This window comes from Bacteroides caecimuris, assembly GCF_001688725.2.
Taxonomy (GTDB): Bacteria; Bacteroidota; Bacteroidia; order Bacteroidales; family Bacteroidaceae; genus Bacteroides; species Bacteroides caecimuris.
In genome coordinates, this window is the sequence record NZ_CP015401.2 from 1159404 (window position 1) to 1177377 (window position 17974).

Here is a 17974-nt window from a genome sequence, read left to right on the forward strand (position 1 = left end):
CTCATAATTTAATCAGGTTTGGAGCAGATAATTGAGTAAATACAAGTGACGCAGCTCCAATACTTCCAGCTTTGTTTCCAAGAGCGGCAGCTATGATTTGAGTATTCACAGCACAGTCGGGGATGGCATAACTACGCGCTTTTTCACTTACTTTCTGAATGTAAAAGTCTCCTGCTTCGGAGAGCCCTCCACCAATCACAATCTTTTGCGGACTGAAGATATTGATAAATCCTGCAATTCCGTGTCCCAAAAAGTCACAGTGTTCTTCCAGTGATATTTTTGCAATCGGATCCCCTTGTTTATAAAGGCGGACAATCAATTCTCCGTTAATCTCTTCATCCGGGTAGGAGATGCCTGCGTCTATTATTCGTTGACTGAAGCGGCGTACCAAAGCAGAAGTGGAAGCATAGTGTTCCAGACAGCCGACAGAACCGCAAGCACACGGTTCGCCATTGGCAATGAGAGGCACGTGTCCCAGCTCCGTTCCCCGGTTGGCATAACCGTTGAACAATTTGCCGTTGATGACTACTGCACCGCCAATACCCGTTCCTACCGTCAAGAAAACAACATGAGTGGCTCCCTGACCGGCTCCGTACATCGTTTCTCCCAGTCCCATCAGATTGGCATCATTTCCCAATAAAGCCGGAAGTCCGGTTTCCGTTTCAATGCGGTCTGCCAAGTGAATGTTTTCCCAGCCGTTGATATTTTCCGCACCTCCTAAAACAATACGGTTCGTACCATCCACAATGCCCGGTGTTCCGATTCCTATACCATCAATTTGGTAGCCTTTTTCCTGTGCAAAGGCTTTCACTTCATTGATAGCACTAACCAACTGTCCGATGACAGCTTCTGCTGATACATCGGCTTTCGACGGTAACTTCCCTTGAAAGTAAAATACGCCTTCATTATCAATAAGGGCGTATTTTACAGAAGTTCCGCCAAGGTCAATTCCTATAGCGTATTCTTTCTCCATACCACGTTAATACTTGATACTTAATTCCTGATAATTAATACTTAAAAACTACACTCTTTCCGCCCAAATCGGTGAACTCCAAGCCCATTGTCCGTCACGTTGGCGAACGCGTACATAGTAGTAATCCGTATCGCGTTGAGGCTCCTTGTCTTCCATGTAGTGCTCTACTGTGAAGCAGCTTTCCGGCATTGCACGGTTGAAGAGGATTGCTTCGCTCAACCAGCCTATCATGAAGTGCGAACGTGAGCCTTCGAGCAATTCGCCCAATGTATGCTCAAACTTCTTGCCGTTGAACTCTGCGATAATCTTACCGTCTTTTGGCATTTCCACATCAAGGATTACAGCTTGCATGGCCGCAGTCGTCGTGTTCGGGTTTTTGCTGCTATACATATCCAGTTCGGTTTCCTTGTCACCGACAGATACGATGCGGTTGACATGTGTGTGGAACTCAGTCTCACCTTCTTGAGGAGAAGTGAAGGCCGCACCGCGGAAACAAGGAGTCACGCTATGGAGCTGTCCTTTGTTTAATGACAATTTGCCTTGCCAATGTACGTATTGCTCTTCACGGTTCCAACCGAAATCCACTTTAACTTTGCAACGTACCGTATCGCCTTCCGGGGCAACCGGAGTCAACGGACCGTTCATGCGAGCCAAAATCTGACCGTTCTTTACAATATCTACATAGTCGATACAGCTTTCGCCCGTTACGTTCAGATAGATGCGACGGCTGTTGCCACGAACTACATCTCCCATAAGAGCGTCGTTCAAACGGAAATCGATAAGAATCTTATCACCGGTCGCAGCGCATACGTGACGGGTACGTAGAGCTTCCCAAATGGCATCGCGGGTCAGTGACGGAGCCAAGACACCGATACGGCCGTCGCCATAGCTTCCCGGATAACCGGAATGTTGGTCGGTGGAGGCCATGATACCAAACTTATTGCCCAATTCAAGACCATATTGAATGGTTCCTTCCCATTGGCGCGGTCCCATATCGTGCAGATAAGGGTAATCGCCCTGGTCGCTTTCTGCCAGACCGTGGCGGGAGTACATTTCTACGAACGGAGTAATATCACCTTCGGTAAAGCATTTCCAGTTGTAACCGCGGTAGCCGCCCTGGTATCCCATGTGGTGCGGAGTGACGAATACCTTATGTCCTTTTGCTTTTTCTTTCCAGTCCTCGATTGAAGTACATTCTACAAGTGGTGCGTCCAAATCATAGTTCAACGCAACATGGTCTCCATGTTCCATGCTATGAGCTTCGTATCCTACAAAAGTCAGGAATTCACCTTCCTTGTTATACTCATTTGTCATTTTTGCATACTCCTCATAACCGCCTTCACGCAAACGCTTGAAAGCTCCCGTGTGGTAGTCGATTACCCATTTCAGACGAGGGTCGTCCGCGCCGGGAATATCCGGCCACATGGCATGAGGAGTAACACTCACAAAATCCAATTGTCCTTTCGCCGCTTCAAAAGCATCGCGCATGTCGCCGTGTCCGTATGTGATGTTACAGTGGTTATGTAAGTCGCCCCAATACATTTTGAGGTTGCTTGCTGATGGCATGATTTTCTTGGCATCCTTGCTTCCCGGTGCGCAAGAACCGAGCAAGCTGCCCGAAGCTGCCAGTCCGAGGAAAGACCAGCCTGTGTTTTTTAAAAACTTTCTTCTATCCATGATATAATTGTTTTTGGTTAATCTTTATCTATTCTTCATCAGTCTTCTGTCACCTTTGAAAAGCACCTTTTCCTTTTCATCGGGATCGGTGTCCTTATATTGCTTCTGGATATCCTGAAGAAGTTGCATCAGTTCTTTTTGTTTTTCAGCATATTCCGGTTTGCCGAAGACATTGTTCATTTCTCTTGGGGCAGCTTTCATGTCATACATTTCCCATTCGTCGATGTCGTTGTAGAAATGAATCAATTTGAAGTCTTGTGTACGGATACCGTAGTGGCGTTTTACAGAATGTTCGGCTGGGTATTCGTAGTAATGGTAATAAGCGGCTTTACGCCAGTCGGCGGGAGTTTTGCCTTCGCTTGTCAATATCGGTTTCAAGGATGCACCTTGGATATCAGACGGGATTTCCACTCCGGCAAAGTCGAGGAAAGTAGGGGCAAAGTCTACGTTCATGCTGATGGCGTTACTGGTACTTCCTGCTTTAATTGCTTTCGGATAACGGATAATAAGCGGCATGCGTTGACATTCTTCATACATGAAGCGTTTGTCAAACCAGCCATGTTCGCCAAGGAAGAAACCTTGGTCGGAGGTGTAGACAATGATTGTGTTGTCCAGCTCACCAATTTTTTCGAGATAATTCAGCAGTCGGCCGATATTTTCGTCTACTGCTAGAACTGTCGCCAGATAATCACGCATATATTGCTGATATTTCCAGCTGATTAATGATTTGCCTTTCAGATCACCTTTGCGGTATTCGGCAATGCGTCTGGCATATACAGAATCCCATTTATCCTGAACTTCAACAGGCATACGTTTGTATACGCTGTAAAGACGGTTGGTGGTATCTTTCAGCATTTCTTCACGAGTCAGCAATTTGAGGTCCCAGTCGTTTGTCAGTGTATGTTCGATAGACATATCCTGTTCACGGGCTGCTCTTCCGCGGCCTTCATAGTCGTCGAACAGATTAGCCGGTTCCGGGAAAGTAGTATTGTTGAATATACCCAGATGACGGGGAGCAGGCATCCAGTTGCGGTGCGGAGCTTTCTGATGATACATCATGCAGAAAGGTTTGTTCTTGTCGCGACCTTCGAGGAATTCAATGGCTTTATCAGTAATAATATCCGTGGCATATCCTTTTTCTACAATATGCTTCCCGTTTTCCCAGAAATCAGGATCGTAATAGTCACCTTGTTCGTGTTGGCCGCTAAGGATGCTCCAATGATCGAATCCTTGCGGTTCACTGATAAGATGCCATTTACCAATTATTGCAGTCTGATATCCGGCTTGTTGGAGAAGTTTGGGGAATGTCTGCTGGTCTCCGTTGAACGTACTTGCGTTATCGGTAAAACCATTCTCGTGGCTGAACTTACCGGTGAGGATGCAGGCGCGTGAAGGTCCTGAAAGAGCGTTGACAGCGTAACAGTTGTCAAAACGGATACCTTCGTTGGCAATCCGGTCCATGTTAGGAGTCTGGATTAAGTTTCCACCATAGCAAGACATGGCTTGGGTGGTATGGTCGTCCGTCATCATAAAGATGATGTTCGGGCGTTTCGTTTCTTCTTTCTTCTGATTGCCGCAGGAAGCGAGGCTTAATGCAGCCAATGGAAGGAGTAGGGTAGAGGGATAGTTTCTCATAATAAAGAGTCTTTTTGAGGAGAATGTGATACTAATAAACGAATAATAGCCGGATATGACTGTCATTCAGGGGGGATGCGTAGTGACGAAAAATCTCCTCTCTTTATAACGTAGAGAGGAGATTCTTCGCTACGCTCTGATGGACATCGGTCAATGTCTTTTTATCAGAGTTTATATTTTAGTGACTGTTTCTTTCCATTTACTTTCACTTCTACTTCCAATCCGTTTTCATCGAACGCTTTGTTCTTGAATTTAGCGGCAAATTTAGGGGCATCTGCGCTTTTCTTAACAGGATAGATGACAGTGATATAACGTACAGCTTCTTCTCCGTCTTTTCTTACGTTGAATGATACGTTCATACGTTTGTAACGTTTGCGATAAGCAGTTGAGCACCAACCCGGTTCTTTCTTTATCGACATACCGTCGGGACCGAAACATTGCAGTTTCATGTTGCTTCCATCCTCAAACTGAGTAAGGAATGTCATGTCTTCGCGGCTGTTGGCGATTTCGCCTTTCGGCATTTGGTAATGAAGATTGATAGAACCTTTGGCACTGCCTGCCATTTCGTCTACAATTACAAAATAAGTATTATCCACGAAGAATACGGAACGACGGTGTTTCAGGTTCTTGTAACCCGGGTTTTCGGTAACCAAAGTCTGGATGGCACCTTCCGGCTGCCACAGTTTGGTAACCGATTCTGTAGTATCCAAGTTCTTGTTGTTCAGCGTTACTGTGTTGTGTACACAAGTCTGACGGTGCCAGTTGCGTTGTTCCATCACTTCGCCTTCACCTGCATATACATACGAACCGGAATCCGGGAACAAGTTCTTGCCGTTGAACCAAAGTTCGAATGTACCGTTGTCCGGCTGACAGTGCCAGAATGCTTTCGGACCAGCTTTTACTACCATCTGAGTAGCATCCGTTCCCCAGGAATTGCGGAACACGAAGAAACCTGATTTCAAGAATCCTTTAGACATATAATCCGGCAATGCACCTTCTTTGCCTTCTGTTGCAAAGTACTTGATAGCCTGGTTTTTCGGGAACAGTTTGCTCCAAGCTTTGTAGTTCTTCACCATTTCTTTCTTAGTTGTCAACTTGGCGTCGCTGAAACATGGGTTTGTGTAATCCGGGAAAGAAATGTTGGCGTAGAACATAATCATACTTTCGATAGTATCCAGATAATCTTGTGGGAATTCCTTGCGGAATCCGTTTACATCCGCAATTCCTAATGCTTTGCAGAAAATGTTGATAGCAGCAAGGTGATAGTGAGGGTCGAGTTCAAACTGACCGCCGTCTTCATATACCTGTACGTGAATTTCGCGGTTCAGGATATCGATACCACTCTTTCTCCAAGCCGGAGCATCTTTGAATTCAGGAAAGAAAGCGCCTGCATAAATCATACGCTGAGCTTCAAACAACAGGTGATTACCCTTGTCGGAGTAGTTACCTAAGATATGTACGGCATGTTTGTGATAGTTCACTAGGAATTCTGTCAGGAAGTCCGGAGTGAAAGAAGGAGAAGGAAGGAACAACTGGAACTGTGAAGTCTGGTCTTGCAGACGGTTGCTCACTTCCAGTGGACGCCATGCGAAACGTACGTTTTCTATTTCGCCTTTGATTTTTCCATCACTTACCAGCTCATATTCTTTTTTGTCCATCTTTACCAACGGATTTTTTTTAATCCAGTTGATATACTGATGTGCCCATTCTTTGGCATATTTCTCGTCACCGGATACACGGTAAGCCTTACCCATCGGAGTAAACCATTTGTGACGGTGAAGCTGCCAGCGAAGTTCGTTATCCTTTACCGGCCAGTATTGCCAGTTGATGTCTTCTCCGTAATTGTAAGAAGGCTGATAACCTTTGTGAACGAAGAAAGTGTGCTTCAATGCGTCATCTGCCCACTGTTGTTCTTCTTTGCCGATAGTAACCTTTTTCAGGTTAATATCCGGAGTTTTCACGTTGGTGCGTGCACGATAGTAGTCGAGTAATGCTTTTGCGGCATCTTCGTCCTTACCTTCCTGGTGCAAGGCTTTTACTTTTTCCAATCCCGGGTAGTCCAGATTAAGAAGAGAAAAGACTTCGCTTTTCAATTCCTGGGCGCTAGCTTTACCTGCAAAACAAGCGATTGCCAGCAGAACGATATACTTTAAAGTTTTATTCATGATATAATTTACGATTTTACGATTTACTATTTACGATTGAGAACACTTTTACTTTTGTATTATTGGATCATTCTCAACTCTCCATGCTCAATTCTCAACTTTTTTAATTCCATGAATCTTTTCAATGCTTCCAAATAATAGTAGTCAGCATAGTTCAGTGGAGTGTCGATTTCAGAACCGTTAGGCAGTGAACCTACAGAGTGCATCAGAATGTATCCTTGGTTGTCGCCAACTTTTGCAAGATATGCATCGCTTGATAAACTTTTCAGAATCTTTTCCGCATAATCCAGATATTTTTGTCCGTCAGGAACCATGGTGCTTAGTTCGATCATGGCAGAAGCGGTAACAGAAGCGGCAGAAGCGTCACGTGGAGTTTCTTCCATCACAGGCGCATCATAATCCCAGTAGGGGATAGTATCGTCTGTTTTAACGCGATCCATAATCATATCAGCCACTTTGATAGCGAAATTCAGGAAAGTACTGTCGTTTGTTTCACGGTAGCAAGCTGTGTAGCCATATACAGCCCATGCTTGACCACGTGCCCATGAAGAATCGTCATTCTTGCCTTGGTGAGTTTGTTTGCGTTCAACAGTTCCATCGTTGTTGTAGCTTACTACATGCCAGCAAGTATAATCCGGACGGAAGTGATTGTTCATGGTAGTCATAGCATGCTTGATAGCAATGTCTTTGTATTTATGGTCACCTGTCGCTTTGGCTACATTAAACAGCAGATCGAGGTTCATCATATTGTCGATGATAACCGGGAAGTTCCATGTTCCGAAATCCCATGAACGGATAGCACCGATAGAATCGTTGAAACGTCCGCAAAGATTATCGGCAGTTTCTCTCATCACAGCTGCGATAGTATCATTGGGAGCAAGACGCTCTGCATTACCGTAGCTGCAATTAACCATGAATCCCAAGTCGTGTGTACCTTTATAATAGCGTACCGGATTCAGTAGGTTGGTATATTGGATGGCTTGAGTTTTCAGTATATCGTTTCCTGTCAGTTCGTATGCGTACCACAAAGAACCGGGGAAGAAACCACTTGTCCAGTCATGAACGCCACAAAGTCGGCGTTTGCCCAGTTGATCGGCAGTCGGTTGTGCACGGAGTGAATCTTTGAAAGTCAATGAGTCTCTTTCCAACTGGCGGCAAAGGAAATCCATATCATAACCTGTGCGGATGGAACGTGGCAACATTCCCGTACCACTAACCTCTTCTGCGGAAAGTTGTAATTGGGCAGAAGCTACATCCAGTCCTTTTTTTATCCAACTGTAGTCTTCCTTTGGGGTTGTCTGGCACGATGCAAGTGCGATAGTAACCGAAGCAAAGAGAACAAGTTTCTTTTTCATGTTATTCATTTTAAGTGATTGTTTTTAGAAGTTTTGTAACTGATACAAAAGTAGTGGAAAGGCTTAACTTTGTGTTGCAGGATTGTCCAAAAGGAGTTTGAACTCTGCTTTTCAAGTTTTGATTTTGTTGAAAAAGGTTTTAATATTCTCCAATATGCCTTGGTTAGGGGCATATTGGAGAGGATTAAGCCTTTTATTTTAAAGAGAAATACTTATTTACCCCAGCCTGGGTTTTGTTTAAATTGAATACATAAGTCTTTTTCTCGTTGTGGAATAGGCAATAACTCATGTTTGTTTTTTTCCGTATATTTGTACAACAGATATCTGTAGGTATCTGCTGAATCCCACCAATTAGCTAGTGCGGTATTCGTCTTTTGTATTGTTTCATAATAAATGCCCCAACGTACTAAGTCCATTCGGCGGTGTCCTTCGAAAGCTAATTCATAAGCGCGTTCTTTTCTGATGGCTTCACGGAAACTTTCTTCATTTAGGTTTGAAAGATCGCAACTACCTGTATTACTTGGGTATCCAAATCCACGACGACGAACCTCATTAATAGCTGCATACGCTTCCGTTGTAGGGCCATGTTTCCATTCATTTAAGGCTTCGGCGTAAATAAGTAGTACATCGGCATAGCGTAAGAAATACCAGTTTGCATTTGATTTGTCATTATTGATAATACCGCCAGTCTTTTGATGTTTAATAAGATCCCATTTTGCGGGGGTATAGTTTTGTTTTTCTTTTTGTCCTTGAGTAGGATCTTGATCTTTTAATTTGGCAGATTCTTCTGTATCTTTATCTTTGTTTTTCACCCATAATATGTAATCATCATCGTATTTATAATTTGCAATTGATAAGTCACGACGTTTATCATTAGCGTTTTTACTGTCTCTCCAATCAAGTACAAATGTATGCACCACCTTCATATTTCCGGCACAACTACCTCGTACACCAGCGATTGATGTAGTTTTTACTCCATTCCATTTACCGATACGTCCCACGGGGTCTCCTGAGCCTGACACAGTAGGAGAGTAAAATGAAATTTCTATTAAACTTTCGCTCGGATCCCATACACCGCTGCAAGTATTATCCCATAATTTGTCATAATCACGAAGTAATGAGTGCTTTCCTGACTCTATGAGAATGCGGGCTGTTTTAGCTGCATTTTCCCATTTTGCAGTGTTTTGTACAGGATATCCCGCCCATGTAGCATATACTTTAGCCAAGAGGCCAAGTGCTGCCCCTTTACTGAAACGATATGCTGTACTTTCACGAAGTTGATCGTCAACAGCGTATGGCAGAACTTCACTTGCATAAAGAAGATCATCTTCAATAAACTCATATACTTTATCGGGACTAGCCTGGGTATAAGTAGTAGGAGCTTGATAGGACATTTCTGTATTAGTAATCAGAGGTATATGTCCATAACGACGTACTAATTCGAAATAGAACATAGCTCTTAGCGCTTTGGCTTCAGCAATATAAAGAGTTGCTAATTTTTTATCTGTATCATTGTAATTATCAATTTTTCTACTGATACGTTCCAAAAAATCGTTTGCTCTGTAGATACCTTTGTAGAGAACTTGCCATGTTTGTTGGATTTCTACTTGAGTAGTAGGGAAAGCATTATTAGCGATGATACGATAATTGGTTATATCGGAACCTTCTCCCTGGGATATATCTGTTCCCATGTTGAACAAGAGCGACAAGTGGTATCCGTAAGCTGCGTCTTCAATAGTTGTGCGGTATACTCCCAGCAAAACATCTTTTGCTTCTTTCGCATTATTCATGTAGTTTTTCTTTTCCATTTCGCTTCTTGCCTCTTCATCTAACGAGCATGAAAATGGTAGAATGCACAGGATAGACATTGCTATGTAATATATTATCTTTTTCATATTATTTTTCTCGTAAATTAGAATTGTATATCAACACCAAATGTAAATACTTTGCTCTTAGGATACGCACCCCAGTCCAGTCCGGGAGTCATCGGGCTCTTGCTGGCTGTACTAACTTCTGGATCATATCCGCTGTAGTTGTTCAAGCAAAATAGATTTTGTCCCGTAGCATAAACACGAAGTTTGGATACGAGGAACTTGCGAGTCCATTTGTGGGGAAGTGTATATCCTAACGTCACATTCTTCAAGCGTAGGAACGAGCCATCTTCAACAAATCTTGAGTATACGTCATTAACTACATACCCATTGTAGCTGGGTACTTTGTTCGATGCGTTGGTCGGACTCCACCGATCGGCTACTTCTGCCAATTGGTTTCTACGTTGTGTATTAGTCTGGGTTGCATACAGGCGGGTTGCATTATAAATATCATTGCCATAATTGAATTGAAGCATGAAACTTAAATCAATACCTTTATAGTTGAAGGTATTAGTTATACCCCCATACCATTTAGGCAAAGCGTTACCGATAACCGTACGGTCATTGGTCGTAATTACTCCGTCACCATCCTGATCTTTGTATTTCACTGCTCCCGGAGCTAATCTGTTGCCAAGACTCGGATTACTTGTTACGCCCTCTTTCAACTGCAATGTGCTTGAACCCGGAACTGAATAAAAGTCAGAATATTGATAGATTCCATCAAACTCATATCCATAGATCAGACCAAGAGACTGACCAACAATAGCTCTATAATCGTATGAGGTAAAATTGCTGTCGAAACCAGAGCGTGCCTGCATGTAATCTACTCCGGACGCTAATGACTTTAATGTATTTCTGATGAAAGAAATGTTGAAGTTGGTTTGCCAAGTAAAATCTCTGGTTTGAATATTGGTGCTGTTCAGACTTAATTCAATACCTTTATTCTGAATCTTTCCCACATTTTGCATTTGTGAATCAAATCCGGTAATATGTGCCAGTGATTGAGACAACAACAGGTCTTTGGTGTTCTTGATAAAGAATTCGGCTGTAACATTTAAACGGTTGTCAAGAAATCCTAAATCAACTCCCAAGTTGATGGTATTTGAGCCTTCCCATTTCAGGTTTTTATTTCTAAGTTGTTTGGGATTCAATACTGTTACGCTGCTATTACCTAAACCATATTTGTTTGCTTCATACAAATCCAGTGATAAATAGTTGGGTATATTATCATTTCCTACAGTACCCCAGCCTAAACGAACCTTGAAGTTTGAAATCCAATGAATATCTTTCATGAATGCTTCTTCAGACACACGCCATGCAGCAGAAAAAGAAGGGAAAAAGCCCCATTTCTTATTTGCAGAAAACACGGTAGAACCATCAGCACGTACTGTTGCCGTAAATAAATAGCGGTTGTCAAAGTTGTAATTTCCGCGTGCATAAAATGATAATAAAGTTTTATCGTAATAAGTACTTTCAACTTTACTTGGTGTGGCACCTATCCCCATATTGTCATTTTCCATCTGGTCAAAAGGGAATCCCATCGCTTCTCCCAGCAAATATTCTGTACTTTTGTATGAGACTTCATGACCTAGCATAACATCATAATTATGCTTCTTGATTTTTTGTTTCCAAGATAAAGTATTGTAGTTAGTCCAACGTACATCGCGTTGCATGGTTGTGCGTCCGTATGGTTGCTCGCCATTACGATATGCTTCTTTAGAACCATTCTTGTAGAATATGTTGGTGCGGCTGTTTGTTGTATTATAAGTACCAGCACTTTTAAAAGTAAGTCCTTTGATAATTTGCCAGCTTACAGATGCATTACCCGACCACATTTCTGCACGTTTATTGTTAGTGACCGATTGAGTTTGCATTACAGGATTAACTTGTGCCAGACTTTCACCCGTTTCTAACATTTCCGGGTCGATAGCTGAATTCAACAACTCTTCATCGGTTAGTTTGTTTCCACCTGTTGGGCGTGCACTAAGAATCTGAGCCAACATATTGAACCGACCTGAATCGGCAGTTGTACCAACACCTTTGCGGTTAGTTAAAGCATAGTTGATAGTAGCATTGAATGACACGCTTTCGCTGATTTTCTGATCGATACGAAGTTTGGCTGTTGTTTTATCAAAGCCACTGTTATTAAAAATACCATTTTCTACATATCGTGAGAATGCTGCATTATATTGAGAGTCATTAGTGCCGCCTCTAAGAGAGATATTATGGTCTTGAGACCAAGTAGGATTGAATGTTTCTTCTTGCCAGTTTACTCCATTTACACCAATATAATCTTCTAACGAACGATATTTCATAAATTTGCCGTCATTATCGTATTCTTTGTCGGAAATGTAGCTTTTTAAAAGTTCTGTGTTGACTTCACCTTGCAACTTTACAAATTCATATGGAGACAATACGTCTAACATCTTAGAGATTTTGCGATAGCTTGCCGAGCCGTTATAACTAATTTGTGGCTTACCGCTCTTTCCTGATTTTGTTGTAATCATTACAACACCGTTTGCTGCGCGTGCACCATAAATGGCAGATGATGAAGCGTCTTTGAGCACTTCGATTGATTCAATATCTGAATTAGATAAATGATCAATATCATCTACCTGGAAGCCGTCTACAATATAAAGAGGGCTTGAATCTCCTGTCAGACTTCCTACACCACGAATGTTAATATTAAATCCAGCTCCTGGTGTACCATCTGTAGATGTGATCTGAACACCGGCAATTTGACCACCCAGTGCTCCTGCTACTGAACTTGTTTGGAATCCTTCGATATCTTTAGCAGCTACAGAAGCCACGGAACCTGTCAAATCACTGCGTTTCATTGCACCGTAACCAACTACCACAACTTCATCCAATGCTTGATTGTCAGGAACCATCTTTATATTGATAGAACCCTGACCATTGAATTTCAATTCTTGCGTCTTATATCCGATATAAGAGATGGAGATAGTAGCTCCTTTCTTTACTTTTAAAGTGAAATTGCCGTCAAAATCGGTAATTGCACCTGTGGAACCGCCTTTTACCTGTATGGTTGCTCCGATAAGAGGAGTATTTGTTTCGTCTACAATAATACCTTTAAGTGTAGATTCTTGAGCATGTACACTGACAGTGATTATCAGTGCTAAGAGGGTAACCCACCCTCTTATGCTTATTGATTTTATTAGATTGTTTATGCTATACATAATTTCTTTTTTTACGTAATTAATGTTTAGAAGTTAGGGTCAAACCAAATTGTCAATGGGAATACCCCTGGTCCTGATTGCGGATCTTTATTCTCTTTATTAATAGTCATTTGGAAACTTACTATGCCATGTGGATATTCTCCATTCAGAACCCATTTGTTCGGATTCAGTTTAAATGCCAACCCGTTGCTAGGATCTGCATATCCTAATGTATAATGTAGGGTATTAGTACCAGATATATTTGCATAATAGGACATAGCGTGTCTGGAACCGGTATTTGCTCCTTTAACACCGGACTCATCTACATATTTAACCCAAAGAGGATTCAAGAAGCTAGAGGTTTTAGAATCACCATTTGTAAATGAACCGCTTAGAGCTGTATAATTGACTGAACGTCTATAATCCATTGTGAATTTGGATACATCAAATTCAGAATCATTGCTTGTGATTTGAGGTGCAACAGAATAAGTACTGTTACTAATCGTTTTAGGATTTACATGGAATACAAACGGGTTATACAATACGTGAACACCAGAAATAACCAAATCATAATGTATGAATACAGGTACTTCCAATGAGAATTCAGAGTCTTTATCTTCGCCAACAGTAGCTGTTACAAAGAAGAAACCTGAAGTATTTACCGGGGAACCGTTTTTATCTACAGACCAAACAGCATTCTTAAATGTTATTTTACCATTTTCGTCAATTTCTAATTTGTCACAGTTTCTTCCGTTTCTAATGCTCCAACGTACGTTGTTTCCTGTAATATCGGTGCTCGGTGCATCAATTATGAATTTATTTAAAATTGTATTAGCATTGGCTGCTTTATCTACAGTGATTCTAAACTGATTTGCATTGGTTGCATCATCTACTCCTATATTGTTACCGTAACGTATGTAGGTAAACTTATTTGGATTATTCTTTACTTTCAAATTAAATGAAGCTTCTTTTGAATTTTTAGTATTCGATGCTATCACTGTGACAGTGTAATTACCTTCAGGTATGTTATGTCCTTTCTTAGCAGTCACAACTCCATTATTGTCAATAGATAACTGTTTGTTTAAGTCATCTTTCAATGAGAATATAATTGCATCACCCTCCAATCCTTCATTAGGTGTAACGGTGAATGGAGATGATTCATAGATCTCACAGATGGCTGGATATTCGAAGTTTGCCACTGGGACAATTCGGTTCACTACATTCAGGGTATATATATCCTCAAATAAAATACCATCAGGTGCGAATTGGTTGGCTACTTTGACTGAGATAACATACTTTTGTCCTATCTCAAATCCATGATGCTTATCCACAGACAGAACCCCGGTTGTAGGGTCTATTTTTATTTTGTCAGTAGATGGTTCAATGCTTTGGATTGAATAAGTAATATTTTCTAATGACCCTTTAAGAGTAGGTGTTTCGCTTGTGAAAGTAGTTTCTGGTTCTTCAGGTGATTCAACTTCAATCAATCCTTCATTTTGCTCATAAGTTAATCCTAGCGGTTTGGAGGTGATATTGACCGTTAAGGCATTTTCGAAGATACCTTCATCTTCAGAGGATGCACCTGTAGTCAGTTTTAAAGAAAGAGTGTGGATACCCGGTGCGATATCGCTTCCTCTTACAATAGTAATTTCTCCAGTTTGAGAGATTTTAAAGAATGATGATATTTCACTTTTTGCAATTTCATATTTGGTAATCGATACATGATTACCGTCAGTTTTTACTTGTGCAGTAGGAAGCTCCTCTGTGCTTTTTGCATCTGAAACGATGCTGTACTCCACTTGAATTTCATTGGGATCTACTATAATGCCATCAGGGACCGACTTCATCATATTTACTACTACAATATCCTTATATTCGTGATATGAACCACCAGCCATGCATGATATTGATATCTTATATAAACCAACAGGTGTGTCTTTTGCACTGTTGATTTCAATAGCGCCTGTTTCTTTATTGATAATAAAGTCATTACCAGTATAGGACTCACCATTTAATGTGATACCTGTAATTGTGAAGTCAGACGGTACGCTTCCTTTGTAAGAAGGCTCTGAAATTATTCCACTCATGGATGGACCTATATCGGTCATGCCTAAATAATAAAGTGCAAAACCGGTAGTGTCAGTGGTATCCTCATCTGAACAAGATGTATAAGTCATAACTAATACAACTGTCATCAAGGCACCTAAAAACTGTGAAATGTTTTTTAGTAACTTAGATTCCATATTATATGATTATTAATTTTATTTTGAAGAAAGTGTATATTTTGTACCATTTACTGCTACTTGGATGGATACCCCTTCTGGATGGAAGGTACCTGCTGTTCCGTCCTCGTTATCAGTGAATTGGGCATCGATATCCAATGCTTTACGATCTTCTTCCGTTCCGAAAGGATAAATAACGGAAATGTAGCGTGCCGCCATAGTTACATCGTCTTTTGATGCTGGCTGGTTAACTGTTATCTGGTAGCCTAAACGTAAACCGGAAATTGTTCCCATTGCATTAGATATATCTGTGGCTTGGCTTGATGACAAGCTTTTGCTTTCTTGAATTTTGGTTTCAGCAAATGTTCTGGCTAGCATATTTTTGTTGTCTGCAAAATTTGTATATGCTTGACAATATGGCTGTTCAGTTGTATGTGGCTCGAATACAGACGGAGTCTCTTCGTCATCAAGTATGTGGAAATTTAAATTGGTTTTCAGGCTTTTTGCATTTTTTCCATAGCCTTCGTCAACGATAACAAAGAATTTCTTGTCCACAAAGAATACAGTTCTACGATGAGTTGCATTATCAAAAGAAGGGTTTTCTGTTACAAGAACATCTGTATTGTTTTTTGTTTCTAATTTGAGTAATTTTCCTTCAACTTTTCCACCTTGTTCACCGCCTATGGATTTACTCATTACGGTTAGTGTGTTGTGGTTCACAGTTGCTGCGAATTTTGTGCGGTCGTTACCACTGTAAGCGTATACACCTGCATCTGGGAAGAAATTGCGCCCATTGTGATAGAGGCCGAATGTATTATTATCTGGTTGACTGTGCCATTCTTTATAATTGTGGTTTTTTAGAATCATCATAGTCGATTCTTTTTTCCATCCATTACGTAGAATGTAGTATCCTGAATCATCATAAGATTGTGTCAGGTGTGTGGGTTCTTTCCCAGACTTTCCTTCGGTTGCCATCCATAATAATTCTTGATCATTCGGATACATGGCTACATATTCTTTCAATCTGTTTAATAAGGTACTTTTTGCATATGAGCTTGAACGTGTATCATTGAAGTTGTCGAGAGAGTAGTCTGGATAAATTGTATTCATGACAACTTCCGTCGCTGCTTTTAGTTTATCGGTGAAGTTACGGGGCAATAAACTCATTTTATCATTTGCTTGCGTCAACAAATAAATAGAGCGGAAATCACTGACAGCACCGATGTGATAACTTAAATCTAATTCAAATTGTACACCGTCATTATTGAACTGTTCATCCAATTGTACGCCTACTTTCTGTAATCCTTCATTTGTCCATTGTTCTGCATTTTTGAATTCTGGCATCAATATCCCTGCTGTAGCTACGGCCTGTGCTTGAGTTAAAAGAATATTTCCTTCTTGATAATAATTTAAACGCATGCATTCAACTTCTTTTTCAAATGCAGTGAGAAAGGTAGACAACCATTCTGGAGTAAAGTTGGGTGAATGGATAAAGTATGCCATGATGTCTATTTGTGAAAGTACACGTTCGGCTACTTGTAGTCCTTTCCATTCATAATCTTTATCGTTTTCAGAACCGCCTGCTGGTGGAAATTGAGTTCCTGGTTCGTATGGATAAGTAGCCAACCAATCACCATATGTTTCAATCCATGACTGAATATATTTTTCATCTTTGCTGATACGATATGCTTTCGCTTGAGGAAGCATCCACTGGTGACGGTGACGTTGATATCTAAATTCTTGATCAGTTTCTGTGTCTTGATGAGCTGTCCAGTCTATTTTTTTTGTGTTGTTATCAAAGAAAGAATAGTAAGTTTCAACTTTGTTTTCATCAATGCTTTCATAGAAACCTCTGACATAGAAACGATATTCGAGTGCTTGGTCGGCAATACGTTGATCTTTTACCGAGATTGTGGGATTGATTAAATTGATGTTCGGATTCGTTACATTCGTTCTATTTCTATAATATTCTAATAGTGCGTGAGCTGCATAATAATGCTCGCCTGCTTCGTAGAAAGATTTAACCTTTTCCAATCCGGGGTAATCGAGATTGATAATATCAAAGAGTTTAGGCTCGACGACATCATTAGGCTTATTTTCTGGGAGTATTTCTACACCAGAACTAATTTCACCAGATAATAAATCATCGTCGTCGTCCACACATCCTGTAAAAGTGATGGCTGTGAACATACAAGTAATAAAGAAGATGTTCTTCATGCTTTTATTAGGTTTTAATTATTAAAAGTTATATTTTACTGTTTGCAAATGTAATCTGTTTATTCCTATTCATTAAGCTGTCTTGTTCAAGCTTTGTTCAAAAATGATTTTTTTGATATTAAATTTGTTGAATCATATATCATTTCTGTCTAAAAAAAACTGTTATATATCTGATATCAGGCTTTTTATATATCATAATGTAATCTAATCCAATTGTATTTGTAGCGTTGGTTTTGTACATTTTTAGGTGTTCTATTGGATGAATTTTAGTCCATAATGATTGGGGAAATCATGGTAAATTGGAGAAATAAGAAGGATAAGTGTAACTAATCGGAATGATTCGAAATATAATCTCATAATCTCTCTCTTACGTTACTTAAGAATCACAACCTACCTTGTTCCTATTTCTTAGCTGTAGGGAAACATTTTGTTTCCTGCCTTAGAAACTCCGGTTTCAAGGCTTGAAACAAAAGTTTCACCAGCTTGGAACTTTAGTTTCAAGCCTATGAAACTTAAGTTTCTTCCTGTTGAAACAAAAGTTTCAATTAGGAGAAACTACCTTGGAACTTTATTCGGTGACAGCAAAAATACCGTCACCGTGCTGTCATAGCTTGCTGTCACATTATAGCATGCTTATAATCAAATATTTAAATGCAAATAGGTGACAGGTGACAGCAGATTTT

9 protein-coding genes are annotated in these 17974 nt (G+C 40.7%); all 9 read right to left on the bottom strand.

The annotated features are described in order from the left end of the window. Position 1: 1 nt before the first annotated feature. The 9 genes from A4V03_RS04790 to hepC (A4V03_RS04830) all read right to left on the bottom strand — a co-directional run bounded on the left by A4V03_RS04790 (position 2) and on the right by hepC (A4V03_RS04830) (position 17291). Positions 2-973 carry an ROK family protein gene (locus A4V03_RS04790; protein ID WP_065538142.1) on the bottom strand — a complete coding sequence of 324 codons (972 nt, stop codon included), beginning with the start codon at positions 971-973 and terminating at the stop codon, positions 2-4. Positions 974-1021: 48 nt separating this feature from the next. Continuing rightward, a complete protein-coding gene (locus A4V03_RS04795; protein ID WP_065538143.1) occupies positions 1022-2650 on the bottom strand; it encodes a PHP domain-containing protein in 1629 nt (542 codons plus the stop codon). A 24-nt stretch (positions 2651-2674) separates the two neighbouring features. Further along, positions 2675-4285, bottom strand: coding sequence for a sulfatase family protein (locus tag A4V03_RS04800; protein WP_065538144.1), 1611 nt, complete (start codon positions 4283-4285; stop codon positions 2675-2677). 164 nt (positions 4286-4449) lie between these two features. Next, complete coding sequence (gene hepC / locus A4V03_RS04805; protein WP_065538145.1) at positions 4450-6450, bottom strand: heparin-sulfate lyase HepC; 2001 nt, start codon at positions 6448-6450, stop codon at positions 4450-4452. 59 nt (positions 6451-6509) lie between these two features. Further along, entirely contained in the window at positions 6510-7814 is a 1305-nt protein-coding gene (locus tag A4V03_RS04810) for a DUF4995 domain-containing protein (protein ID WP_065538146.1), read from the bottom strand. Positions 7815-8017: 203 nt separating this feature from the next. Then, positions 8018-9700: a RagB/SusD family nutrient uptake outer membrane protein gene (locus A4V03_RS04815; protein ID WP_055235959.1), complete on the bottom strand. Its 1683-nt coding sequence runs from the start codon at positions 9698-9700 to the stop codon at positions 8018-8020. Between the two features lie 17 nt (positions 9701-9717). After that, positions 9718-12873 carry a SusC/RagA family TonB-linked outer membrane protein gene (locus A4V03_RS04820; protein WP_065538147.1) on the bottom strand — a complete coding sequence of 1052 codons (3156 nt, stop codon included), beginning with the start codon at positions 12871-12873 and terminating at the stop codon, positions 9718-9720. Positions 12874-12899: 26 nt separating this feature from the next. Further along, on the bottom strand, positions 12900-15095 hold the full coding sequence (locus tag A4V03_RS04825) for a surface glycan-binding family protein (RefSeq protein WP_065538148.1): 2196 nt from the start codon (positions 15093-15095) through the stop codon (positions 12900-12902). 18 nt (positions 15096-15113) lie between these two features. Beyond that, positions 15114-17291, bottom strand: coding sequence for a heparin-sulfate lyase HepC (hepC, locus tag A4V03_RS04830; protein WP_065538149.1), 2178 nt, complete (start codon positions 17289-17291; stop codon positions 15114-15116). Positions 17292-17974: the final 683 nt, after the last annotated feature.

What these genes read in the sequence shown, in the direction of transcription:
- A4V03_RS04790 (WP_065538142.1), bottom strand. Translation starts at nt 973, where the DNA reads ATGGAGAAAGAATACGCTATAGGAATTGACCTTGGCGGAACTTCTGTA.
- A4V03_RS04795 (WP_065538143.1), bottom strand. Translation starts at nt 2,650, where the DNA reads ATGGATAGAAGAAAGTTTTTAAAAAACACAGGCTGGTCTTTCCTCGGA.
- A4V03_RS04800 (WP_065538144.1), bottom strand. Translation starts at nt 4,285, where the DNA reads ATGAGAAACTATCCCTCTACCCTACTCCTTCCATTGGCTGCATTAAGC.
- hepC (WP_065538145.1), bottom strand. Translation starts at nt 6,450, where the DNA reads ATGAATAAAACTTTAAAGTATATCGTTCTGCTGGCAATCGCTTGTTTT.
- A4V03_RS04810 (WP_065538146.1), bottom strand. Translation starts at nt 7,814, where the DNA reads ATGAATAACATGAAAAAGAAACTTGTTCTCTTTGCTTCGGTTACTATC.
- A4V03_RS04815 (WP_055235959.1), bottom strand. Translation starts at nt 9,700, where the DNA reads ATGAAAAAGATAATATATTACATAGCAATGTCTATCCTGTGCATTCTA.
- A4V03_RS04820 (WP_065538147.1), bottom strand. Translation starts at nt 12,873, where the DNA reads ATGTATAGCATAAACAATCTAATAAAATCAATAAGCATAAGAGGGTGG.
- A4V03_RS04825 (WP_065538148.1), bottom strand. Translation starts at nt 15,095, where the DNA reads ATGGAATCTAAGTTACTAAAAAACATTTCACAGTTTTTAGGTGCCTTG.
- hepC (WP_065538149.1), bottom strand. Translation starts at nt 17,291, where the DNA reads ATGAAGAACATCTTCTTTATTACTTGTATGTTCACAGCCATCACTTTT.